The 24448-nt window shown below is 33.5% G+C and carries 23 protein-coding genes; 14 read left to right on the top strand and 9 right to left on the bottom strand.

Annotation, left to right across the window (positions count from 1 at the left end; genetic code table 11):
- The first annotated feature begins 101 nt into the window (after window positions 1-101).
- Genes RH061_RS18040 through RH061_RS18025 form a run of 4 tightly spaced genes read left to right on the top strand, consistent with a single transcriptional unit; the run spans window position 102 to window position 6795 of the window.
- The gene (locus tag RH061_RS18040) at window positions 102-677 is read left to right on the top strand and encodes a recombinase family protein (RefSeq protein ID WP_031540542.1); all 576 of its coding nucleotides are present in this window, start codon (window positions 102-104) and stop codon (window positions 675-677) included.
- A gap of 45 nt (window positions 678-722) precedes the next feature.
- Window positions 723-2501 (top strand): type I restriction-modification system subunit M, encoded by a 1779-nt coding sequence (locus RH061_RS18035; protein WP_311072210.1) that lies wholly within the window; start codon window positions 723-725, stop codon window positions 2499-2501.
- A complete protein-coding gene (locus RH061_RS18030; RefSeq protein WP_031539228.1) occupies window positions 2494-3759 on the top strand; it encodes a restriction endonuclease subunit S in 1266 nt (421 codons plus the stop codon). Before RH061_RS18035 ends, RH061_RS18030 begins: the two co-directional genes overlap by 8 nt.
- Entirely contained in the window at window positions 3760-6795 is a 3036-nt protein-coding gene (locus RH061_RS18025) for a type I restriction endonuclease subunit R (protein ID WP_031539229.1), read from the top strand. It abuts the gene before it with no gap.
- Window positions 6796-6908: 113 nt separating this feature from the next.
- Here RH061_RS18025 and RH061_RS18020 read toward each other — a convergent pair whose 3' ends face one another.
- The gene (locus tag RH061_RS18020; RefSeq protein WP_031539230.1) at window positions 6909-9401 is read right to left on the bottom strand and encodes a Spaf_1101 family AAA-like ATPase; all 2493 of its coding nucleotides are present in this window, start codon (window positions 9399-9401) and stop codon (window positions 6909-6911) included.
- Window positions 9402-9606: 205 nt separating this feature from the next.
- Between RH061_RS18020 and RH061_RS18015 the strand changes: the two genes are divergently transcribed.
- The gene (locus tag RH061_RS18015) at window positions 9607-9828 is read left to right on the top strand and encodes a DUF7695 domain-containing protein (protein WP_035416658.1); all 222 of its coding nucleotides are present in this window, start codon (window positions 9607-9609) and stop codon (window positions 9826-9828) included.
- Between the two features lie 585 nt (window positions 9829-10413).
- On the opposite strand, the gene RH061_RS18010 is transcribed toward RH061_RS18015, so the two are convergent.
- Entirely contained in the window at window positions 10414-11058 is a 645-nt protein-coding gene (locus RH061_RS18010) for a hypothetical protein (protein WP_051641008.1), read from the bottom strand.
- Between the two features lie 202 nt (window positions 11059-11260).
- On the opposite strand from RH061_RS18010, the gene RH061_RS18005 reads away from it, so the two are divergent.
- The 3 genes from RH061_RS18005 to RH061_RS17995 all read left to right on the top strand — a co-directional run bounded on the left by RH061_RS18005 (window position 11261) and on the right by RH061_RS17995 (window position 12408).
- A complete protein-coding gene (locus RH061_RS18005; RefSeq protein WP_031539232.1) occupies window positions 11261-11479 on the top strand; it encodes a hypothetical protein in 219 nt (72 codons plus the stop codon).
- A 131-nt stretch (window positions 11480-11610) separates the two neighbouring features.
- On the top strand, window positions 11611-11829 hold the full coding sequence (locus tag RH061_RS18000; RefSeq protein WP_031539233.1) for a hypothetical protein: 219 nt from the start codon (window positions 11611-11613) through the stop codon (window positions 11827-11829).
- A gap of 330 nt (window positions 11830-12159) precedes the next feature.
- Complete coding sequence (locus RH061_RS17995; RefSeq protein WP_231512590.1) at window positions 12160-12408, top strand: hypothetical protein; 249 nt, start codon at window positions 12160-12162, stop codon at window positions 12406-12408.
- 512 nt (window positions 12409-12920) lie between these two features.
- Here the strand turns inward: RH061_RS17995 and RH061_RS17990 are convergent.
- The 5 genes from RH061_RS17990 to RH061_RS17970 form a co-directional block, all read right to left on the bottom strand.
- Window positions 12921-13916: a replication-relaxation family protein gene (locus tag RH061_RS17990; RefSeq protein WP_031539235.1), complete on the bottom strand. Its 996-nt coding sequence runs from the start codon at window positions 13914-13916 to the stop codon at window positions 12921-12923.
- 889 nt (window positions 13917-14805) lie between these two features.
- A complete protein-coding gene (locus RH061_RS17985) occupies window positions 14806-15042 on the bottom strand; it encodes a DUF5348 domain-containing protein (protein ID WP_311070899.1) in 237 nt (78 codons plus the stop codon).
- Window positions 15039-15839, bottom strand: a complete 801-nt coding sequence (locus RH061_RS17980; protein ID WP_311070901.1) for an ExeA family protein — start codon at window positions 15837-15839, stop codon at window positions 15039-15041. The genes RH061_RS17985 and RH061_RS17980 overlap by 4 nt, the downstream gene beginning before the upstream one ends.
- A complete protein-coding gene (locus RH061_RS17975; RefSeq protein WP_311070902.1) occupies window positions 15832-17187 on the bottom strand; it encodes a DDE-type integrase/transposase/recombinase in 1356 nt (451 codons plus the stop codon). Before RH061_RS17975 ends, RH061_RS17980 begins: the two co-directional genes overlap by 8 nt.
- A 44-nt stretch (window positions 17188-17231) precedes the next feature.
- Entirely contained in the window at window positions 17232-17762 is a 531-nt protein-coding gene (locus RH061_RS17970) for a DUF6431 domain-containing protein (RefSeq protein ID WP_311070903.1), read from the bottom strand.
- 361 nt (window positions 17763-18123) lie between these two features.
- Here RH061_RS17970 and RH061_RS17965 point away from each other — a divergent pair, with 361 nt between their 5' ends.
- The 6 genes from RH061_RS17965 (at window position 18124) to RH061_RS17940 (ending at window position 23222) form a co-directional block, all read left to right on the top strand.
- Window positions 18124-18780: a CadD family cadmium resistance transporter gene (locus tag RH061_RS17965; RefSeq protein ID WP_019381804.1), complete on the top strand. Its 657-nt coding sequence runs from the start codon at window positions 18124-18126 to the stop codon at window positions 18778-18780.
- 173 nt (window positions 18781-18953) lie between these two features.
- Window positions 18954-19322, top strand: a complete 369-nt coding sequence (locus RH061_RS17960) for an ArsR/SmtB family transcription factor (protein WP_019381805.1) — start codon at window positions 18954-18956, stop codon at window positions 19320-19322.
- On the top strand, window positions 19315-21447 hold the full coding sequence (locus RH061_RS17955) for a heavy metal translocating P-type ATPase (protein ID WP_081836702.1): 2133 nt from the start codon (window positions 19315-19317) through the stop codon (window positions 21445-21447). Before RH061_RS17960 ends, RH061_RS17955 begins: the two co-directional genes overlap by 8 nt.
- Window positions 21448-21610: 163 nt before the next feature.
- Complete coding sequence (locus RH061_RS17950) at window positions 21611-22231, top strand: class I SAM-dependent methyltransferase (RefSeq protein WP_019381807.1); 621 nt, start codon at window positions 21611-21613, stop codon at window positions 22229-22231.
- Between the two features lie 93 nt (window positions 22232-22324).
- Window positions 22325-22720 (top strand): mercury resistance transcriptional regulator MerR, encoded by a 396-nt coding sequence (gene merR / locus RH061_RS17945; RefSeq protein WP_019381808.1) that lies wholly within the window; start codon window positions 22325-22327, stop codon window positions 22718-22720.
- Window positions 22721-22763: 43 nt separating this feature from the next.
- Window positions 22764-23222, top strand: a complete 459-nt coding sequence (locus tag RH061_RS17940; RefSeq protein WP_019381809.1) for a putative iron-sulfur cluster-binding metallochaperone — start codon at window positions 22764-22766, stop codon at window positions 23220-23222.
- A gap of 166 nt (window positions 23223-23388) precedes the next feature.
- Here RH061_RS17940 and RH061_RS17935 read toward each other — a convergent pair whose 3' ends face one another.
- Window positions 23389-23607 carry a hypothetical protein gene (locus RH061_RS17935; RefSeq protein WP_031539237.1) on the bottom strand — a complete coding sequence of 73 codons (219 nt, stop codon included), beginning with the start codon at window positions 23605-23607 and terminating at the stop codon, window positions 23389-23391.
- A 368-nt stretch (window positions 23608-23975) separates the two neighbouring features.
- Window positions 23976-24443: a hypothetical protein gene (locus tag RH061_RS17930; RefSeq protein ID WP_031539238.1), complete on the bottom strand. Its 468-nt coding sequence runs from the start codon at window positions 24441-24443 to the stop codon at window positions 23976-23978.
- Window positions 24444-24448: the final 5 nt, after the last annotated feature.

Here is a 24448-nt window from a genome sequence, read left to right as displayed (position 1 = left end):
ATTGAACATGATACCATAGTACTATAAAATAGGGGTATCAAGCTTAATCAATACTTATGTTCATAAATATATCTCAAATTTTAATGAAAAGGGGTGGTTATTTGAAATATGGGTATGCAAGAGTAAGTACGATGCATCAGGATTTACAGGTTCAACTGAAACAGTTAGAGAATGAAAACTGTGACAAAATATACTCAGAAAAATATTCAGGGACAAACAAAAAGCGACCTGAATTTCAGAAGTTGATTGATATGTTACAAGAAGGAGATACGTTGGTTGTTACAAAACTAGACCGTTTTGCTCGGAGTACACAAGATGCTCTTGAAATCATTAAAGATTTATTTGAACGGAATATTAAAGTTCATGTATTGAATATGGGAGTTATCGAAAATACACCCACTGGAAGGTTAATTTTCACGATTTTCTCAGCGTTTGCAGAGTTTGAACGAGATATGATTGTAGAACGAACTCAAGAAGGGAAAATGTTGGCAAAGCAGAATCCTGACTTCCGAGAGGGGAGGCCAAAAAAATTTTCAAGGCAGCAAATTAATCATGCATTATCATTACTAGATAATCATTCGTATAAACAAGTGGAAGATATGACTGGGATTTCGGTATCTACGCTTGTTAGGGCTAAAAAGAAAAATAAAGCCGAGCAAATCAGAACAAAGATATAATAAATAATAGAAGCATAATGGATTATATATATGGAGGATAAATCAATGAATGAAGAATTAAGACATATTCAAACAGGCACAAATATACAGGAAAAAGCAAATTTAATCTGGAGCATTGCTGATGCTCTAAGAGGCTTATACAAGCCACATGAGTATGGCGAAGTGATTTTACCAATGACAGTAATTAAACGCTTTCATGACACTTTATTACCTACGAGGGATAAAGTTTTGGAGACATATGAAAAGGTGAAACACTTAGAAGTAAAAGGTGGATTTTTACAAAAAGCATCTGGTTATGTTTTTTATAATATCAGCAATTATACATTTGAAAATTTATTATCGGATCCGAACAATATTGAAGAAAATTTCCTTGCTTACTTACATGGGTTTTCCGAAAACGTACAGGATGTTTTGAAGAACTTTGACTTTGAAAGAGAAATCACAAAATTAGCTAATAATGATAAGTTATTTTTTATTATTCAAGAATTCAATTCAGAAAAAGCCTATATGGGACCAGACAAAATAACAAGCACGGACATGGGGTATATCTTTGAAGAACTAATTAAGAAATTCTCAGAGAGCTATGATGAAGAAGCTGGTTCCCACTTTACAAGTAGGGATATTATATATCTCATGACAGACCTACTTATTGCAGAAGAAAAAGACGTTCTTATTGATGAGGGTGTTGCTAAGACAGTATATGACCAAACAATGGGTACATCTCAGATGTTAAGTGCTATGGAAGAGCGATTAAAAGCATTAGATGCAGAAGCAGAAGTGACTACTTTCGGTCAAGAAATAAACGAACAAACTTATGCTATTGCAAAAGCAGATATAATGGTTCGGGGTGGTAATCCGGAGAATATGAAATTAGGAAATACATTAAGTAATGACATGTTTGAAGGTTTTACTTTTGATTATTGTATTTCGAACCCTCCATTTGGAGCAGATTGGAAATCGGAATATAAAAAAGTTAAGGAAGAGCATGATAAGGGTAAACATGGCCGTTTTGGAGTAGGTTTGCCGAAAAAAAATGATGGACAACTCCTATTTTTATTAAACGGTCTTAGTAAATTAAAGAATACTGGTAGAATGGCAATAATTCATAATGCTTCGGCTCTATTTACAGGTGCTGCTGGCAGTGGAGAAAGTGAAATTCGTCGTTACGTTATTGAGAACGATTGGCTTGAAGCAATAATACAATTACCGAATGATTCATTTTACAATACTGGAATTGCAACGTATATTTGGATACTGACGAAAAATAAACCAAAGCATCGAATCGGAAAAATTCAATTGATAGATGCATCTAATATGTATATGTTGAGACGTAAAAGAATTGGGAGTAAACGAGTTGACATTACTCCTGAATGTAGAGAAATTATAGTTCATGCATATGGAGAATTCTTAAATAAAAAGTATTATCTCAACGAGAAATCTGTAGAGTCGAAAATTCTTGATAATATTGAATTTGGATACTATAAGGTCACTGTAGAGACACCTCAGTATGATGATTTTAGTAATTTAATCATGAAAAATGGAAAAAAAGTACCTGACCCTACAAAAAGAGATACTGAAGAAATACCATTAAAAGAGGATATAAAAACTTATTTTGAAAAGGAAATAAAACCTTTTAACTTAGATGCTTGGATTGATGAAAAGAAAACGAAAATTGGTTATGAGATACCTTTCACTAGATTGTTTTATAAATTTACTCAGCCTGAAAAAACAGAGGATATAGCTACAAGAATTAAACAACTAGAAGAAGAAATACATAAAGACTTCGAGATATTGTCTGGTCAGGAGGTGGTAATAGATGAGTAGACCAACGAAAGATAGTCGAATAGAGTGGATTGGTGAGATTCCCGTACATTGGGAGGTAGGTAAGGTAAAACATTTATTCTTTAGAAGTAAAGAAATAAATAATGAGAACAATCCTAAAGTACTTTCTCTTGCAAGAAGTGGTATTAAAGAGAGAAATATTTCAAATAATGAAGGCCAACTAGCTGCTAGTTATGACAACTACAGTATAGTAAAAGAAGGCGATTTATTGTTAAACCCTATGGATTTAACAAGTGGAGCTAATTGTAATTACTCATTTATAGAAGGCGTTATTAGTCCTGCATATATCAATTTAAGAAGCAAAAATGAATGTTCTAGTAAATATTATGATTACTATTTTAAGTTACAATACTGGTCTTTAGTTTTCTTTGCACATGGAAAAGGGGTTTCATTTGAACATAGATGGACATTAAATAATGAAACTTTAATGAACTTTGCTATTCCAATTCCACCAGTGGAAGAACAGGTTAAGATATCAAATTACTTAGATAATAAGGTTTCTCAAGTTGAGAACCTAATTGACAAAACCAAACTTTCTATTATTGAATTAAAAAAATACATGCAATCACTTATAATCGAAGCTGTTACTAAAGGGTTAACTCCAAATGTGGAAATGAAAGAGACTGGTGTGGAATGGCTAGGTAGCATTCCATTTCATTGGAAAGTTAGTAAGTTGAAAAACATCTTTGAAATAAAAAAAATTATTGCAAATGATTTAGGTTATGATGTTCTATCAGTAACCCAAAAGGGATTGAAAATCAAAGATATTCAAAGTAATGAGGGTCAGCTTTCCTCTGATTACAGTAAATACCAAATTGTAGAGATCAATGATTTTGTTATGAATCATATGGACTTATTAACTGGTTGGGTTGATTGTTCTAAGTATATTGGTGTAACAAGTCCTGATTATCGCGTGTTTAGATTTAAAAACAATATTGATTTTAATCATGAGTATTTTAAATACTTGTTACAGGGCTGTTACTTAAATAAAACCTTCTATGGATTTGGTCAAGGAGTGTCAAATCATGGTAGATGGAGATTGCCGACAGATGAGTTTTTGAATTTTTATTTTCCTATTCCTAGTATTGAAGAGCAAAATCAAATCGTTAATTTTTTAACAAGGAAAATACAAAAAATTGATGAACTCATTGATAGTAAAGAAGAGCTTCTTAACGAAATGGAACAATTTAAGAGGTCACTCATTTATGAATATGTCACAGGTAAAAAGGAGGTCATTTAATTGACTATCCAAGATAATGAAAAACGTTTTGAAGAAGATATAGAGTCATATCTCTTAAATAAAGGTGGATACATAAAGGGAAATCAAGTAAATTACAGTAAAGAAAAAGCGATTGATATAAGTCAGTTATTAGAGTATATCAGGGAAACACAAGAGAGAGCTTGGACACGGTATGAAAAAATTTATAAGGATGAAACAGAGAAAAAGCTATACAAGCGACTTAATGATGAAATAGAAACCAATGGGTTACTTCATGTTCTTAGATATGGAATTACCGATCGTGGAGTTAAGCTTAAAGTAGCTTCATTTCGACCTGAATCAACCTTAAACGAGAAGATAATTAAAGATTATAATTCAAATCGATTAACAGTAACACGTCAATTTGCTTATTCAACTGAGAATAATAATACATTGGACATGGTCCTATCTTTAAATGGAATTCCAGTTGTAGCTTTAGAATTGAAGAATCAGATTAAAGGACAATCTGTAGAAAATGCTAAAAAACAATTTATGTATGACCGGGATCCACGTGAACAAATTTTTCAATTCAATAAACGTGTGTTGGTATATTTCGCGGTAGATTTGTATGAGGTATGGATGACAACTAAATTAAACGGTAAAGATACTTTCTTTTTGCCGTTTAATCAGGGTTCTAACGGTGCAGGTGAAGTGGGTGGAGCTGGAAACCCTGTTAACCCGGAAGGATACGCAACAGCATATTTATGGGAAAAGGTTCTCGCAAAAGATAGTTTGATGGATATTTTGCAAAGATTTATGCATTTGGATGTAGAAAAGAAAAAGGTAATAAAGAATGGAAAAGAAACAACTAAAATCTCTTCAAAACTAATTTTCCCACGATTTCATCAGTTGGATGTTGTAAGGAAATTAGTGAATCATGTTCGTATAAATGGTAGTGGTGAAAATTATTTAATCCAGCATAGTGCAGGTTCAGGAAAGTCAAATAGTATTGCTTGGCTGGCTTATCATTTATCAAGTTTGCACAATGAAGAGAATAAGTCTATTTTTTCTTCGGTAATTGTTGTGACTGATAGAACCGTATTAGACAGACAGTTACAAGATACAATTTCAAGCTTTGACCATGTTACCGGGCTTGTAGAGACTATCGGTGAAAATAAATCCTCAAAGGATTTAAAAAATGCAATTAACGATGGGAAAAGAATAATCATTACTACTCTTCAAAAGTTCCCTGTTATTTATGAAGAGGTTGAAGTAAATAAAGGTAATAACTTTGCCATTATCGTTGATGAGGCCCACTCTTCTCAAACAGGGACAAGTGCTAAAAAGTTAAAGTCAGCATTAGCTGATACTGAAGAAGCATTAAGAGAATATGCGGAGATTGAGGGAGAACTAGAAGCCAATCAATTGGATCAAGAAGATAAACTTGTTAAAGAATTGTTAACACATGGAAAACATAGTAATCTTAGCTTCTTTGCCTTTACTGCTACGCCGAAAGAAAAAACATTAGAGATGTTTGGCACAAAACAATCGGATGGTTCATTTAAACCATTTCATATCTATAGCATGAGACAAGCTATAGAAGAAGAATTTATTTTGGATGTCCTACAAAACTATATGACTTATAAAACATCATTTAGAATTGCTAAAGATGCACCAGATAATCCAGAACTCCCGGCTTCACAGGGGGTTAAAGCAATTCGTAGATATGAATCATTGCATCCACATAATTTGCAGCAAAAAACCGCGATTATGATTGAGCAATTTCGTGACGTAACGAGAAATAAAATTAAGGGAAGAGCAAAAGCAATGGTTGTTACAGCCTCCCGATTACATGCAGTACGTTACTTTCACGAGTTTAAAAATTATATAAAGAAAAAAGGCTACACTGATATGGATGTTTTAGTGGCATTTTCAGGTGTAGTTAATGATAGAGATGAAGAGTTCCGAGAGTCTAGCTTGAATAAAACCAAAGATGGAAAAAGAATTTCTGAAAACCAGCTAAAAGAAGAGTTTCATACTGACAGCTTTAATGTGTTGATTGTTGCTGAGAAATATCAGACAGGCTTTGATGAACCATTACTGCACACGATGTTTGTTGATAAAAAGTTATCGGGAGTAAAGGCTGTTCAAACATTGTCCAGATTAAATAGAATGCATCCTGATAAAGAGGATACCTTTATTTTGGATTTTGTTAATGAAGCGGAGGATATTAAAAAAGCCTTTGAGCCGTACTATGAAGTAACTTCTTTAGATAAAGAAATTGATGTTAACTTGATTTATGACACTAAAACGAAATTACGTAATTTCAAGGTTTATAATGATCAAGATATACAGCAATTAGTAAAGATGTATTTTAAAGAGGGGAAACAAACAGATACGGATTTAGGAAAAATGGCAAGTGCTTTAAAGCCGATCATTAATCGTTATCAGGAGCTTGATGATGAAACTCAGTATACATTTAGAGTAACTGTCCGTAATTTTAATAAGTGGTATTCCTATATTACACAATTAACTCGTATGTTCGATAAAGAATTACATGAAGAATACGTATTTACTTCTTACTTAATTAAATTTATTCCTAAGAATAAACGGGAAAATATAAATATTGAGGATAAGTTAAAACTTGAGTATTACAAATTGGAACGGACTTTCGAAGGTAACATTGCGTTAGAAAAAAATGCTGGTTATAATGTATTGAAAAATCCTGAATCCATTGACACTGGGGTAAAGCCTCTAGAAGAAGATGAGCTATTGGAAAATATAATTAAACGTGTGAATGAGCGATTTGAAGGTAAATTTACAGATTCCGATAGGGTTATAGTAGAAGGAATTTACAAAAAAGCGGTTAGAGAAAACAAGAAGCTAAAACGATTTGCACAAAATAATGATGCAGAGATATTTGAAAAAAGTATTTTTCCAGATGTATTCGAAAGAGTGGCTCAGGAATTATATTTAGAACAAATGGGATCATATTCAAAACTTTTTGAGAACCGTTCATTTTACAATACTGTATTAGAAGAAGTGGCTAAAGAGGCCTATAAAGAGTTGAGAAAATGATCTGGAAAGTATGAAAAAAGCCCCGATACACAAGGTATATTTATTGCGTATTGGGGCTTTTCAATATTCAACAATTAACAAATAGAAATGATAAATTAATGTTACTGTTAATTTTATTTCCCAATTAAAATATCTTGATAAAGAAACTGTTTATGTTTGAAGGATTCGACCCCACCTTCAAGTAAATTTACAATGTGTAATAAAATTGATTTTTCGGTAGGATATCCAGTTGCTTCTACCCAGCCATTAGTGTTATTTGATGCCATGACAATTACCTGTTCCGCTTTGGAATTTGTAACAATTGTAGAGTTATGTGTTGCGATTATTACCTGCCGTTTTGATTTGGCTTTCCTTAAATCGCTTACCAAATTTTTATAGATATATCTATTATCTAAATTGTCTTCTGGCTGATCAATAATTAGTGGCGTATAATCATTTGAAAAATCACTGTAAGATAAAATGAATGATAACATAGCAACCACTTTTTGGCCTAAAGATAATTCTTTAACGCTTTTAAACATCTTTCCAACTGACCTGTTTGTTTCCATGTTATTTATATTAAATTCTAAATCAAATTCATCAATATCCAGTAAGTAGTTTTTTATTAGTTCGACTGCATGAGGTAATCCGTTTTCCAGTACTCTTCGGCGTATAATATCAAAAAATGTTGTTACATTATTACTCGATATATCAATAATTCCCTCGTCTACTTGTTTTTTAGATAGGGAAGAAGTATGTTTTTTGATATTCTCCAAATCTAATATTTTATTATAATTCTTTTCGCTAAGTAATAAAAAAACATTAATAGGATCAGATTTTTCACTTAAAAGAGATAAATATTCAATTAAATCTTCAATTTTTATGTTGAATTTCTCAAAATAATTATCTGAATTTTCCATTTTTACTTCTAAAATTTCAACCCAGTTAAGCATTAACTCATTAATATTTTTTTGGTAGTAGGTGATTTTTAATTGATTTACATGGTTAGCATTAAAACTGTCAAGTGTATTATATACAGTAATCTTCCTGTCTTTTAAGATAGCTGGTAACTCTTTGTATTTCTGTTTTAAACCTTTAATAGTAGTGATATTACCAACCCTCCTTTTGTCGGAAAGTACTTCATTTTTGAACATCATTTCTCGGATAAAATCAGTAATTTCATCTGAGCTGGAGGTTCTTACCAACTCATTCACAGAATATCTTCTATAAAAAAAGTTTGAAAGGAGACTTTTCTTATTCTTTGTTATTTCCTCAATATACTCTTGGTTTTGAATGATGGTTTTTTTAAAGAGCTGAATATACATTTCTAATGATATATCTTTTATTTTCTTAGGTTCAAAGATAAATTTCTTGTCATATTTATAATTGTCAAGGTCATTGTTAAAATACCCTAAGATAGAAGTATACTGCTTTTTATCCATTTTAGGAGTATTGAAAATAATATAATAATCCTCACTATTGTATGAGCAAACAACACAAACCCTTCCTTGTTTACAAATATTTTCCAAAGTTTTCTCGTCGTAAACATTTTGAGAAAGGACAAAATTGATGGTATTTAAAACAGTACTTTTTCCTGTTCCTCTACCGCCTATAAAACAATTAAGTGATTCAGAAAATGATATACTAAAATTTCCGTTTCCATTTATTCCTGAGAGAAATCCATCTTCTTCAACCACAATACCTTTAATGAATACATTTGGTTTTTCAGGTTCCTTATATTCGGTTGAAATCTCGAAGTCTCTGATTGCATTTTTTAACATTGTAAAGTTGACTTTTTGTCCTTTAATCCAAAAGGGCTTAGTTGCTAACGCATCTAAACTGTGTGAATCCTCATCTAATACAAAATTATAATCCTCATTGGTGTATCTTTTTAAATTTTCTATCACTCTCGGAATTTTATCTAAATAAGACACACCTAATAATTTATTATCTATTGAATTAAACAAACGATCTTTGTATCCACCACTTAGAAAGTCCGGCTTAAAGATATCTGAACTATTTATATGGGCAATATAGCCAATTCCGCCAAGTTCATTTATTTTTGTTAAGACATTCAAGCTTGTTTGGTATGTCCCTGATATACAATCCATTATGTTACTAGAAATCCAATTGTTTAGGAGATTAATTGTCTCTTGCTTAGCATCAAATATACCTACAACGTGACATTTATCAGCACAGGAAATTTCAATACCTAATAAAGTATCTGTATATATTTTATAAGAAAAAGAATTATTAATAATATTTATAGCCTGAACGAGCTTTTCATACCCTAAGATGGTATTGTGATCAGTAATAACAGCTAATTTTACATTCTCATCCGCCAATTTTTTGGCCATTAATAAGTATGTTAAATATTCTTTTAATGTTTCAAAATATTTATTTTGGTTTGCAATTTCCATTGCTTCTTCAAAAGTTAAGCTGTTTTCAGGAAATAGGTGTTCCTTTATGGCTATGCTAAATAAATCTTCATTTGACATTTCCGTATATTTTTCAGCTGTTAAACTTTCAAATAATCTATAATCATGAGAAGCTGGTGTATGAATATGGAATACTGATTTATGATAATCTGCGTATTTTTTTCTTTTTGAGTTGATTGCTAAATCAATATCATTAACAAAACTGTTTTTTACGAGTGTTTTATTGTAGGTTAAATTTATTTTAATTGCCTCCTAACTATTAACGCAATCCACGATTGAACACGATTATAGTATAATTTTACTAGATATTTAATAGTTCGGATAGATGGAGTAAACAAGAAAAACAATTGAAAATGATGGATCCTATATCAAGAAACCGGAAAGGGATGATCCAATGAAAAAAATACTTATAAACAAAGTACGCTGCAAAAAGTGCAATGACATCATCGAGTCAAAACATAGCAATGATTTTAAGCGATGTAAGTGTGGTGCAATTTTCATAGACGGTGGTCAGGACTTTCAACGTTACGGATGGGGAATCAATCATTCTGAAGAAAAAGCTCATCTAGAGGATTATATTGATTTTAGTTACTCTGTTTATGAAGAAAATAGTTGAATAGCTGCTAGGCAGCCTAGCGTGAATTAATAATGGGTAAGATAGAGAGTGTTCGCTTTGATAAATGGTGAATTATAAGGTAAGTAAGTAAAATCATCCTTGATATTTATGGATTAGTTTGGAATAATATATTTGCATGAAGCGGCCTCTGGCCGGAAATTTTTATGGTTTTTGGTAGGAACCATAAAAAATTAGGTCCCCCAGTTCAAAACTGTGTGGACCTTTTTACATTTTAGATTCGAATCTTACGTTAAATGAAAAGCTTTATACAATCGGGTCAGATTGTGGAGGAACTCAGGTATTTGTAGTAGACTAAATGACGCGCAATAAACAATCTCTTTTTCAGAGCATTTTGTGAAGAATTCCGCTTAAACAAACGGATAGAAGCTTAATAAGCTAATCTATAAAGAGGCATAGAACCATAAGGGTTTATGTCCTTATTAATTGAATATTCGATTGTGTAGACAAAAAACAAAAATGGCAACGTTCAATATGATTAATTAAATGCCAGCATAGTTCATCCAAGATAACTTGGTATTTTGTTGTGTTGGAAACCTTTGAATATACTAATATAAGTTATATTTTTCATTCTTTTATGTTCAAATCTACTTGTGGCTGGTTAGAGTATAATTCATTAACTAGTAGTATCAGAGCTTCATTCAATTCATATCGTGCAATTTTCCCTTTGAACTCTAAACCACGGATGTAGTCTATTTCACTATCTTGGGTGTCGAATACGCGATTCTCTTGATTTGGTAATATAGATGCAAGGTGAAGATCATGTAGCCTATCAAAAAAATTAGGAAAGCCCTCTGCTGAAAGAAACTTGTTAAAAGACTCTCTCATATGTTTCCTCATGTAAGATGCTTCATTTTCAGGGTGAGTAATTTCTCTTATGGCTTTTATCGCTTCGCCATTCAAGCCCATATAAGAACACGCCTTCTCCACTGAAAACGAGGTCTCATCAGTTTCACCAATGAGATAGCCAACATCTACACTAAAGAAATCTGCAATTAGATGCATAGTATCGAATTTTGGAAAGCCAACTTCTCCATTTTTATTTTTGGCTCCTGTATTCATCCATCGGCTGACATCTTTTTGGCCATAACTAGTTCCATATTTATTGTTTAGGGCTTCAGCAAAGGATGCTTGAGTATATCTGCCTGCATCCATACACTTTTTTAATCTAATTTTCCAGTACGTTTCCTTTTCTTTTAATAAGTCATCCATGTTATAGAGAACCTCCATTCGAGATGAATTATATACCTTGCGTAAGTCTTGTACAACCTAAAATTACGCGCTATCATTATGTTAGAAAAGCCAAAGGAACAGCAGAAAAACGAGAAAAGAAATTTTTTCATGCAAAGGGCGTATTAACAAAAAAAAGAGACTAACTGAGGTAAATACTTTATGAGAATGTCTGTTGGAATAATTGGAAAAAATAGGAATTACAGTTAAAGAAGTATATTTGTTTTTGAAAGACAAGGGCTTCCTCGATGGCGAAGAAGGCAATTGGTCCTTAACGGAACTAGGTAAGCAAGTTGGTGGTCAAATTAGGCAAAAAGATAATGGAGAGGGTGGGTTCTGTAGACGCACATGGTCAGTTTTATCGTGGGATGAAAAAATAGTCAATAAATTGAAAATGAAATAATCCAGTAGCAGTTACAACTTTATTTGCAACTATGACAATCATCCCCGTTGTTAGAGCGGAAGTAAATTAATACTGGATTAAAGCAAATTTACAAGAAATACTAAATCAAATAGCTAAGGGTGATGATTAAAATGGAAAATAACAAAAATGAAAAAGATTATGCCGAATATAACCATAATAACAAAACGGTTAGATTTGGTGGCAAGCCAGCAATTATTGTTTCAGTATTTGCAGGTGTAACTTTAGTAGGACTTGCAGGTGGAATTACATACATCATGACTAGAAATCCAGAAGCAACAAAAGAGGTAGCAACTAAAGTATTAAAGGAAGTAACGAAACACGCAGCATAAAAACATCAGTGATAACTTTGGAAAATGCACTAAGCATTGTAGCGGCTTTTTTCATTAACTTCTTAATTTATGTGATATAGATCAGACCCAATCGACTTTTCATAAGTAAATTTGTTGTTTTTAATGAAACGGCTTAAAAAGGGGTAATGCGTAAGATAAAATAATAATGTATGATAGATTTTATTTTCTTTTTCTTTTATGAACTAATTTAATAGAAGGGCCTTTTGGTCAAGGTATCAGTTAAAAATCATCGGTAAGATGCGTGACGAGAACAATCGTTGGCATTCTTAGCGATGTTTTTTTATATAAAAAATTAATGGAGGGGTCCAAATGAATCAAATGGAAACGTATTATGTAGTAAGAAGAACGGAAAAGAAAGATGAGGAATTTGCTGTGATTGATGCAATGTCACTGGATGAAGCGAGGGCGATCTTTGGAGTTCGGCATAAAGCCGATAAAGAGGCAATGACAGAAGGAGAGGCATTTTACATTTTTCAAACAAACGAAATGCTGATGTTGGATGAAAATCATCGGCTAGTATTTCCGAAAGGTTTAATGAGCATTATTGAAAAGTGGTAGCAATGAAGGGTTAAAGATATGAAAAAGATGGCTTCTGTTGTTCTAACAGAAGTCATTTTTTTGTAATCATTACTTGCTACCAAGTGGATAATTGTATGACAGTTTAAACTTATGTCCTAAACAAGTGTTTCAAGTATAACTAATAATATATAGTAACGATTAATAGTAACTAATATTAGATACTAGATGGAAGAATAAAAATACAATTTAATAAAATGCAGAGTTTCCATATGTTCTTCATGGTATCTATTATTAGTTACCAATTTCCTGATAGGCAGTTTTGGAGCGAATAAAGATCGTAAAAGTATATTACTTTGTATAATGGTTACCATTCATCGTAACGAATTGAAAAAAGGAGAAAAAATAGAAAGTATGGGATGATGAATATATTGATGCAACTAGGTTTCGTCATGGTATCTACTAATAGTAACGAGGAGCTTTTCTGTGAGGTATTTTTTAAAACTTATGTATGCGAGTCATTCAAAGGGAATGACTGCGAGGAACAGTATTTATTAAAATCTACATAATACATCGTGGACTGCATTTTCATTTTGTAGTAACGGATGAATAATGACCTTCAAATTAGATTGTTTCAATCGGTCACTTACAGCAGAATCAGCTGCAAATTGATTAATAATATTTTTACCTCTTTTGATTCCATCCGTAAATTGAGAACGATTAGAAAAACTATTATCTGTAATAACAATATCCATAATGTGAAGTTGTTCGGGGTTCTTTTCCGCCCATTTTGCATATTTAAAAACTTTTTGTATTAATGTTTCGATTGGTTCTGTTCCCATATCCATTTCAATATTAATATAGGCATCCTTTGCATAATTAGATTTTACCTCAATTATCCAATCTGGTTTTACAAAAGTCATTGTTTTCCCTATTATATTACTTCTAGATTTATTTTCTGTCATATACCTACCAATTTTTGCATGATAAGCTCCGTTATTCTGTTTGTGTAAATTATTAAAATTAGGTATCCACTCCGTATATGGCAGAAGTGAAGGTGATAAAGAGTAATATGTTTCATTGTACAAAAAAACATATTTTGTTTTCTTCTGATTTTTGTGTTTGATTACCTCAAAATTTAGATTGCATAATATATTGATTGCAGCTTGTTGTGTGGCTAAGAAGTGTAACAAATTTTGCTTTTGATTAAATTTATAAATCTTTGATTTGTTATATGAGCTAACTAATAAATTGTTTTCTATTAGTAAGTCTATAGCTTTACTACCAATACAAAGATATTTAAAACGCTCTCCATTAAAACCTTCGTTAAATTGGCTGCTACGAATTAGATGATATTCTTCATATTTCCGGATTCGATTTTTAAAGCTATACTCTTTAATTTTCATTTCGAATAAAAATGTTGCAGCTTGATAGAATTGCTGCAATGTTAATAATCGTTGTTGTTCTAGAAATTCCAATAGCTTTAGATCTACTTTGGAAAGTTCTAATCGTTGTCTTGCATTTTTCTTTAATACAATTTTGTCCAGCATTGTTTTTTCTCCTTTCTTTAGGGTGAATGATATTTGTTTGACAGAACACCTTTGGAGTATTATTTTTCACTATTATTGTCAGCACAAAAAAACTCACTCCAAACATTGCCAATAACGTGAGTAATAGACTTTTCACAAGTAATATACTTTGACGGATCAATCTTACTCGACAAAGTATATTACTCGTGCATTACTTTTTATTAAAAAGTGTTCTTTAAATAGTGTACTTTTGGATTTTGATATTTCTAGTCATTAATGTACAACTTGGAAAAAATTAAAATATCGTAAGGAAACGGAAATTATAAAAGACAATTTTTATTGGCAAAAAATGAATTTTTGAAAGGCATTAGAGAACAAGGTTTAAGATGGAATGCCAAAGCAGTCGGTTTATACAGATTTTATAAAATGGACTTACTAAACAATCGGGCCATATAATTGAGTAACACCTATAAAGAAAGTTATTGATAATACATAGTAAGTTAATTAACAATGTTATTGTGAAATATAGGAGAAATTATGACTGATAATTGTTGTACACCCAAACCAAACCTAACGGAACGTTCCCAATTAGATATAAACAATACCAAAAATCCCCAGAATAGATGGTCCGGATACTCAGAAAGAAGCAATAAAAATCGACTCTTATGATCCTGACAGTCCAGAGGGTTACATGGTATTTACAGTAACAGTTCATAATAAATAATGGTTGGATAACCAAAAAGGATGATTACCTAATAGAAAAGTAATCATCCTTTTTTAGTTTCAAAGTGCTAATTTTGTTAATGACGTTCTACAATGTCCAGAACTTGACGATGTTAATTGTCCTAAAACTGACGGAACTACTGTCCAAAATTGAAAGGGAAGCAGTTCACATGCTTCCCAAAAGTTTTTACAAATCAACTTGATAGGTCTCATTTTTCTTAAGATAGAATCTAACGTCATTTCGGCCGGTAAGAATATACCAATCTCTGCCCAGCTCCAGGCGGCAGGAAAGGGTCCGACCATTTCCTAGATGTAAATCAAACCATTCACCACATCGCATCTTATAGCCGGAGTTCTCTCCCCAAAACACAACCCAACAATCCAATTCTTCATTATAATTCATCTCTTTCCAGCGGGTTTTCATGAAAGTTCCCCCTGGATGACTTGCTTGATCATATGATCATCAATGATCCTTCGGCCATTTTGTGAACCATAGAGAAGACTATGTGTACAGAGCTTATTAATGAGCCTTGCGGCACCACCAGAGAAGCGATGAATCTCGTCAAGTGCTCCATCAGAGAATATTGGTTGATCAACACCGGCATATCGAAGGTGCCTAGAAACATATTCTTCAACCTGGGCACGGTCGAGATGTCCTAGCTGAAACTGGATATCGATTCTTTGGCGTATGGCTGCGTATGATTGGAGTCGAAGCCGATCCCATAATTCACTTTGACCGACCAGGATAAGCGCCATCGGGCTTTGCGAATCCATTTTGAAGTTCAGTAGGAAACGAACCTCTTCAAGCATTTCCCGGTCCAGAAGATGAGCTTCATCCACTACCACTACAGGTTGTAGCCCTCGTATGCCTTTCATTAATTCAATCTCACGATGAAGCTGCCGTTTTGCATCTCCTCGATAAAACTTCGCTTCAGAGCCTAACTGTTCCAAAAGACCTTTGTAAAAATGACGAGGCGTTAACTTAGAGTCGGACAGGTAAAGGATATGGAATTTCCCTTTATCCAATTTGTCCACAAACTTACGGATGGTTGTGGTCTTTCCAGTACCACTATCCCCACTCAGAACGGCAAAAAGCTGTCTTTCAGCTGTGTACTTCAGCCTACCAAGGATTTCTTGCACCATGGAGGAATCATACAATTGATCAGTCGGAAGATCTCTGGCGAAAGGAGTGTTGTCCATTTCATAGAATGCTTCAAACACGGGAATCTTCCTCCTTCCAAACGGCACGGAAGGTCACGGCAGGTTTCTGTTCGGTTAGGCGTTCCTGGTTCTTTCGTTCAGCTGCCTTTAATAGTCTTGAAGATTCTACACCCTGCACCTGCAGGTGCTCAGGTAATGCAGGACGCTTCCCAGCTCTTTCCCCAATGACAAGTTTCTTGGCTTTCCAAGGAGTATGATCCTCGAACTCAATGGTAAGCTCCTCGATATTCGCAGGATCATAAACCACCTCAACCTGTCGTCCAATGAAAGCCAGGCCGACCTCATATTTTTGATCCATGAAACTTATGCATCCTGATTTATCGACTTTCCTTGTTTCACAATGGAGGAATGCATTACTCAAGGTATCAGGATCGATGAACCTAATCGCTTTTTTATCTGAACGAAATGCCGTTTCCGGGCTGATTTTCTCCCCAAGTGCAGAATGAGGCTTATTCTGATAACACTCTGTGAGCCACACTTGGAAAAGCTCATTCAGACGATCAAGTGTATTGGGCTTTTCGATGACAGCCTCACTAATGAATGAATCTATGATTCTATTGAAGCGTTCAATTTTCCCTTTTGATTCAGCTGAGTACGGCCGTGTGTAAGTAAGGCGGGTGCCTATTTTTGAGCAGGTACGCGACATCCATTTGGTTCGATATTGCTTTCCATTATCAAAATAAACAGCCTCTGGAACACCATACTTCTGGATAGCCTGGCGGAAGGCATCCTCGATGATCCTTGAATCCAAGGTAGGATAGAAAGCTGCGTGAAGCACAAACCTGGTGGCGTCATCGATAAAGGCGACAAGATACACTTGTTTCTTTATTCCATTCGGACCAATCGGCAAGTAGGGACCATACTTGATATCTGACTGCCAGAGTTGGTTGCGATGTCGCTTCTGAAATCTTCTGGCAGCTACTCCTGTCTGGGAATAGAGTCGCATATGCCGGGTGCTGTAACCTTTTTCAGCGAGCTTTTCCTGGAGCGTTGATCTTTTGATCTGCCCTGGTTCAGCCAACCCTTCCCATTCGAGTATCTGTATGATTTGAGCCACGCTCCGGCTCGGCACTTCCTTACGCAGAAGGATTGCCTGTTCCAATAAATGAGGAGGGATAGCCTCAGACTTTCGAGCACCTTTTCTTCCTTGTGGCTTTAGTCCCCCAAACCCATCTTCCTGAAATTGAGCCAAATATCGCCTGATGGTTCTTTCTGAAAGACCGCTGGCCTTCGCTATCTGGTCTCTTAATTCCTTTACTTTCCCAGCGTCAAGCCCCTCTGCTAATAAAGGGGATATTAGCTGAAAACGATGCACTGCCAATTCTTCTGATTTCTTATGATCACTCATGATACACTCTCCTCTCTGTGTCTATCACGAGTGTAAATCAGGTGCTATTGGACAATGAATGCGGAACGGGTATGTATCCATAAATTAATATTTACGATGGGCCGGACAATTCTTGTCAGCCATCCATTGGCATCTCCTGCCAAGCGTCCTATCCTTTGAAGTGCGGTCCCTGAACATTTGGACGTGACATCCTGGGGGATATTTCCCTGGTTGGTCCTGATCATGATGGAATTCAAACAGCCAATCCAATAATCCACAAATTGATGAAACCAGCCGTGCCATCTCGAAAGAGTGGAATCATCGGCAGCAACAATATGGGCGGACGGGTTCGTAAGAACGTCTTCGATACATTCAGCCTCATAGCGTTTATAAGGAATCAATAAATCTGGAAGTTCATGATGGATGGTCTGACAATTGGTGCACTGCAATCTTCGGATGTTATATGTTTTACTCTGACCTGTATGATCCTTGGCTTTTCGATTCTTTGTACCTCTAACCAACATGTCTTTACCACAGCATGGGGAAGGAATCCTCCCCGCACCCCTAACTAAAAACTCCAGTATGAGTGTTTTCAATCAGCTGATAATCTGATACAATAACCATATACTTTTTGGTGGGACGTCTCCTGTATAACTGTTGGCGCAGTTATACATTTATGGGGGACGTCTTTTCCTTTCTCCAGAATAAATGTCGAAATGTTTCGAATTATATACGGACATTATAATCGACTAATTCTGGACAGGCAATACCGTCAACTTTCGGATAATTAATGGCGTCAAAAACACTAATTTCATGTCGATTTATTCTTTATTCAAATATCCATTTGACTATTTGTTTATGTAAACGTAAAATAGAAAATGAAATTTAACATTCAAATAAATATTTGAATGTTAATGAGTATTAAATTATTAATAAAAAATAAAGGGGTTGAATCAGGTGGATTTAATTTTAATAATCATCTCTGCTCTTGGTGCTTTTATTGTAACCAATATTGATGATATTTTTGTCTTGATGATGTTATTCTCTATGGCAAGGTCACAATCTAAAACAAGTAATGGTCAAACGGTTAACAAGGTTTCGAAACGTATTAACTCAAGAGATATAGTAATTGGTCAATATCTAGGTTTTGCACTTCTAGTTTTAATCAGTCTTTTAGCAACCTTTGGGATAACACTTCTTGCTGATCAATGGGTTGGTTTACTTGGCCTAATTCCAATGTATTTAGGAGTTAGACTGTTCATCAAAGGTGAAGATGATGATGATGATAATATTCTTTCTAGGTTAAACAAATTTAATAAGTTTTATTTAAGTGTAGCCTTTATCACTTTTGCTAATGGTGGAGACAATATTGGAATTTATGTTCCGATTTTTTCAACGTTAGAAACAAATCAATTAATTATTACTGTAGTTACATTCTTTATAATGGTTGCAATTTGGTGTTTACTGGGTTACCGTCTTGCGAGATTCAGATTTGTTTCTGAAACACTTGAGAAATACGGGCGATGGATTATTCCAATTGTATTTATAGGATTGGGAATATATATCATGCTAGAAAATGAACTATTTACTTCTTTGATAAATCTATTCAAATAATGTAACAGTTTTGATCGTTATGATCATTTGCTAATATAAGTAGGTTTGGATATGGAATTTATTGAGTTATTTAATTTTTTATCCATTATTCAAATAATCATTTGAATAATGTTAGGGTAATAATATATAATATATTCAAACATACACTTGAATAAAAGGAGGGATAATGAGTAATGAGTAAGAAAGATACTTGTGATATTTATTGTTATGACGAAGCAAAAGTCAAACGAATACAAGGTGAGATGCAAAAAGAAGATATATCTAGTGTTTCCCAATTATTTAAAGCACTTGCAGATGAAAATAGGGCAAAAATTTCCTATGCATTATGTCAAGATGATGAACTTTGTGTGTGTGATGTAGCTAATATCATTGGGGCTACTGTTGCAACGACATCTCACCATTTAAGGACCCTTCATAAACAAGGGATTGTAAAATACCGAAAAGAAGGCAAACTAGCCTTTTATTCGCTTGATGATGAACATATTAGACAGTTAATGGTTATTGCATTAACTCATAAAAAGGAGATGAAAGTCAATGTCTGAACAAGCTAAAATAAACAACCAAGAAGCTAAAACTTACAGAGTTCAAGGACTCACCTGAGCAGACTGTTCAAAAACGTTCGAAGAGAACGTGAAACGTCTGGATGGCGTTTTGGATGCACAAGTTAATTTTGGTGCTGCTAAAATAACAGTTGTAGGAAATACAACGGTTGAAGCGCTTGAAAAAGCAGGAGCTTTTGATAACTTAAAATTACGAGATGAAAAAGCACAAAAAGTAGAACGTGAACCTTTTTGGAAGCAAAAAGAAAACGTTAAAGTGTATATTTCAGCCCTATTATTAATCGTTAGTTGGTTATTAGGAGAACAACTCGGAGAAGGTCATATTGTACCAACAATCGGATATGCGGCATCTATATTAATTGGTGGCTACTCCTTATTTATTAAAGGCTTTAAAAATCTAAGCAGATTTAAGTTTGATATGAATACTCTTATGACAATCGCTATTATTGGGGCTGCATTAATTGGTGAATGGGGAGAAGGAGCAACAGTTGTTATTCTCTTTGCCATTAGTGAAGCTTTAGAACGCTATTCTATGGACAAAGCTCGTCAATCCATTGAGTCCTTGATGGATATAGCTCCAAAGGAAGCTTTAATACGACGTGGAAATCAAGAGTTAATGATTAGCGTTGATGACATTCAAGTAGGCGACATTATGATCGTGAAACCGGGTCAAAAGTTGGCTATGGATGGAATCGTTGTAAAAGGGACATCTACCTTAAACCAAGCTGCGATTACAGGTGAATCTGTCCCGGTGACAAAGACCATTGATGATGAAGTATTCGCTGGTACTTTGAACGAAGAAGGATTATTAGAAGTAAAAGTAACTAAATTAGTGGAAGATACTACTCTTTCGAAAATAATTCATTTAGTAGAAGAAGCTCAGGCAGAACGCGCTCCTTCTCAAGCATTTGTTGATAAATTTGCCAAATATTATACTCCGGCAATTGTTGTATTAGCCTTTTTAATCGCTATTGTCCCACCATTATTTGGCGGAGATTGGAGCGAATGGATATATCAAGGGTTATCCGTACTAGTCGTTGGTTGTCCTTGTGCATTAGTTGTTTCTACGCCTGTTTCTGTTGTGACCGCAATAGGAAACGCAGCAAGAAATGGTGTTTTAATCAAAGGTGGAATCCACCTAGAAGAAGCCGGTGCATTGAAGGTTATTGCTTTTGATAAAACAGGAACATTAACAAAAGGGGTTCCAGCAGTAACAGAAATCGTAACATTTGGCGGAAATGAAAATGAGTTATTGACCATCACAGCAGCGTTGGAAAAAGGATCACAACATCCACTTGCTTCAGCAATTATGAAAAAAGCAGAAGCAAACGGATTAAATTATAATGAAGTATCTGTTGAAGATTTTCAATCTATAACTGGTAAGGGTATAAAAGCAAAAGTTAAGGACGAGATGTATTATGTAGGAAGTCCTAGTATGTTTGAAGAAATTCTTCCAAATGGTATAGATAAAACCATTTCTGAACAAATTTCAACCCTACAAACACAAGGAAAAACGGTCATGATTCTTGGAACCGTCAACGCAATTCTCTGTTTAATTGCTGTGGCTGATCAAGTAAGAAAAACATCTAAAGAAGTTATTCAAAAACTTCATCAACTAGGAATTGAAAAAACTGTTATGCTTACTGGTGATAACCAACGTACAGCAGAAGCAATTGGTAAAGAGGTTGGTGTATCTGATATTAAGGCCGATCTCCTTCCAGAAGATAAATTGAACTATATTAAACAACTTCGCGAAAAGTATCATAGTGTGGCGATGGTTGGAGATGGAGTAAATGATGCTCCAGCTCTTGCGGCATCAACAGTTGGGGTTGCAATGGGTGGAGCTGGAACGGATACAGCACTTGAAACAGCCGATATTGCTTTAATGTCAGATGATTTAAGTAAATTACCGTTTACGATGAAACTAAGTCGAAAAGCATTGAGAACCATTAAGCAAAATATTACCTTCTCTCTAGTAGTTAAAGCTATTGCTTTACTTTTAGTTGTACCGGGTTGGTTAACGTTATGGATAGCTATATTTGCCGATATGGGGGCAACATTGCTTGTAACTTTAAACAGCTTACGATTATTAAAAGTTAAAGAATAAAATACTGTTTCATATAAAGGGATAATGGTTTTATTATCCCTTTATATGATTTCTTACTGAATGAAAAGGTATGATGCTTCAATGTGATTTTTCGCCCTTCTTGTTTTTAAAAAAGGGATACTCTTAAAGGATATTTAAATTCAGTCATTCGGAAGTGAAGATAATGAATAATTCTTGGAATCGAGTGATTTATAAAATTTGGTCTCCAATTTATGATAAGATTTTTAATTCGGGTGTTTTTTTAAATGCACGCAGACAAATATTTCTAGATATCCCCTTTCATAGTAATCAAAAGGTACTTTTTGTTGGTGTAGGAACAGGTGCTGATTTAGAGTTAATAACTCAATCTGATTTAGATATAAAGGCAATTGATTTTTCACCTGATATGCTTAAAAAGGCAAGTGCGAAATTTAAAAATTCACCTATTAAATTCATAGAAATGGATGCTCAAAATATGGAGTTTGATAATGAAACATTTGATTATGTAGTTGCTAGTCTAATTCTTTCTGTAGTGCCTGATGCAGATAAGTGTTTAACAGAAATGACGAGGGTTTTAAGAAAAGGAGGCAAAATAATTATTTTTGACAAATTCGTATCTGAAGAACATAAATTATCTTTTTCAAAAAAGCTTCTTAGACCACTAATAAAAGTATTAGGAACAGATATTGGATTGAATTTTGAAGATCTGTACCGTAGAAATAGTATAAATCTAATGATAAACGAAGATAAAAATGTAATGATGAATGGAATGTACAGAAAAATAATAATTAGTAAAGTTAGTTGATTATGTTTGAGCAAATTAAAAATTTCAAAATTACCTTTTACTCTTTACCCTGTACTATGGTACAGGGTTTATAATTTATCTGAGGTGAATGAAATGAATTATCGCATTAGTGAACTTGCAGAAAGGTGTGGGGTCAATAAAGAAACTATAAGATATTACGAAAGATTGGGTCTCCTTTCGGAACCTTCTCGGACAAAAGCTGGATATAGGATGTATCCAGAAGAGTCTGTGGATCGCCTACAATTTATTAAACGAATGCAAGATTTAGGTTTTTCTTTAGCCGAGATCGATAAACTACTTGGAGTTGTTGATAAAGACGACGAACGATGTAAGGATATGTATGATTTTGTTGTTCATAAAATTGATGAAGTTCAAAAGAAAATTAAGGATTTAAAAAGAATCGAACACATGCTAATTAATTTAAAAGATTGTTGTCCTGATGAAAAATCTCTACATGAATGTCCTATTATTGAAACTTTGATGAATTAGAAAAGATAGCACAAAATATGTATCATAATAAGGTGGGAGAATGATGTCAGATTGTTGTAATAACACTAAAGAAATTAAAAATGAAAATGTTGTAAAGTGTCCATCTTGTAAAAATAGATCTAAAAATGTAAAGTTGATAACATTAAAATCAATGCTTAAACCATCTGCATTAGAAACATTAAATGCTAAAGAAAATCACTATTTTTGTTCAACCAAAGATTGTGATGTAGTCTATTTTGATACGAATAATAAAGAGTACCTTTTATCTGACATAAAGGTGGTCGTTCATCAAAAAGATGCCTCAGTAACTACACCAATTTGTTATTGTTTTGATTGGACAAAAGAGAAAATAAAGGAATACGTAGAAAAAGGCCTTACTCCTAATCCAGTAGAACATATTCGAGAGAACATAAAGGAAAACCGATGTGGTTGTGATGTGAATAACCCTCAAGGTAGTTGTTGCTTGGCAAATGTTACAAGCTATATCAAAGAACTAACCTAACCTGTATATACTCAATTAAAGGGCGCTTTGTTTCAACTGGATGTAAGGCATTTTTTCTAATTCAAATAACAGGGGTAACTTATATAACACAATAGGACTTGGACAGGTCTATTTAAAAACTTACTAGAATTAACAAAAAATGTCTACTAATCGGGATTAATGGACACTAGTTATCGTTAAATTCTACCTCACTAATATCTACCTCTTTAATGATAACATCTTTATTCGGATCTGGATCATAGTCTAAAAGAAGAAATAAAAGCAGTATTAAGATAAGGATAAGAGCAGTGAAAATTATCTCCTTAGTATTTTTTTTCGAATCGTTATCTTGTTGTTGCTTTCTATAATTCGACTGAATTTTTTTTGTGTTATAATCTTGTTTCATAATAATCCCACCTAAAGATATATACAGATTAGTAAGTATTTCTCCATTTGATATAACAAACCCTTTAAGGACAAAAAATTTTCAATAAATGCATTAACAGAACATAACGTCAAAAATATCAAGGAAGTATTAGCACAATAAAGAAATATTCTTTCTTTTATATTAAGATTTCCCACAATCGGGCGCTTTAATGAAGTAACTAAGGCCAAATTTCTCAATTACAATACTGAGAAATTTGGCTTTTTATATTTTAATTACCATAACTTTGTAAATTATTATTCTCCTTACTCTGCCATTCCCTTACAATAGAGAATTAGATAAGAACTTTACAAAGTGCAGAAAAATGATTGTCAAAGACTGACACAAAATTATTTATACACCCTTAAATTCTCTTTTTTATATTCAATACTTTCCTTTCTATATTTAATCATATCCCGTAAACTTATTAATTCTTTAATAACAAATTCATAGTTGCCCGTGGGTTCACCCTTAGTAGCAGCATTTGCTGATTTGTATAAAAAGTGATTGATACGAGTATATATTTCATTGTCTATGATGCTTATAATTTCTTGACTCCGTTTTTCATTTTCTACTGCTTTTTCGTACAAATCTTTGGGAATTGAATTGGCTAATTCTTTATGTAATTGAGTGGTCTCGTTTTTATAGTACTCGTTTGATTCATTAAAAGCATCGAAATATTTTTTAATCAAGTTTGAATGGTTATTTTGAATTTCAAGTATCATTGCATTTATTTGATTACCTAATTTCAATGCATATTCTTCTTCTGGTGTTCCTTTATATAAGTTGAGGAATTTATCGAGAATTTCATTTTCCATTTTAC

It is taken from the genome of Mesobacillus jeotgali (assembly GCF_031759225.1).
Taxonomy (GTDB): Bacteria; Bacillota; Bacilli; order Bacillales; family Cytobacillaceae; genus Mesobacillus; species Mesobacillus jeotgali_B.
The sequence above is the reverse complement of the archived record's forward strand: the minus strand, read 5'-3'. Positions and strand labels throughout refer to the sequence as shown.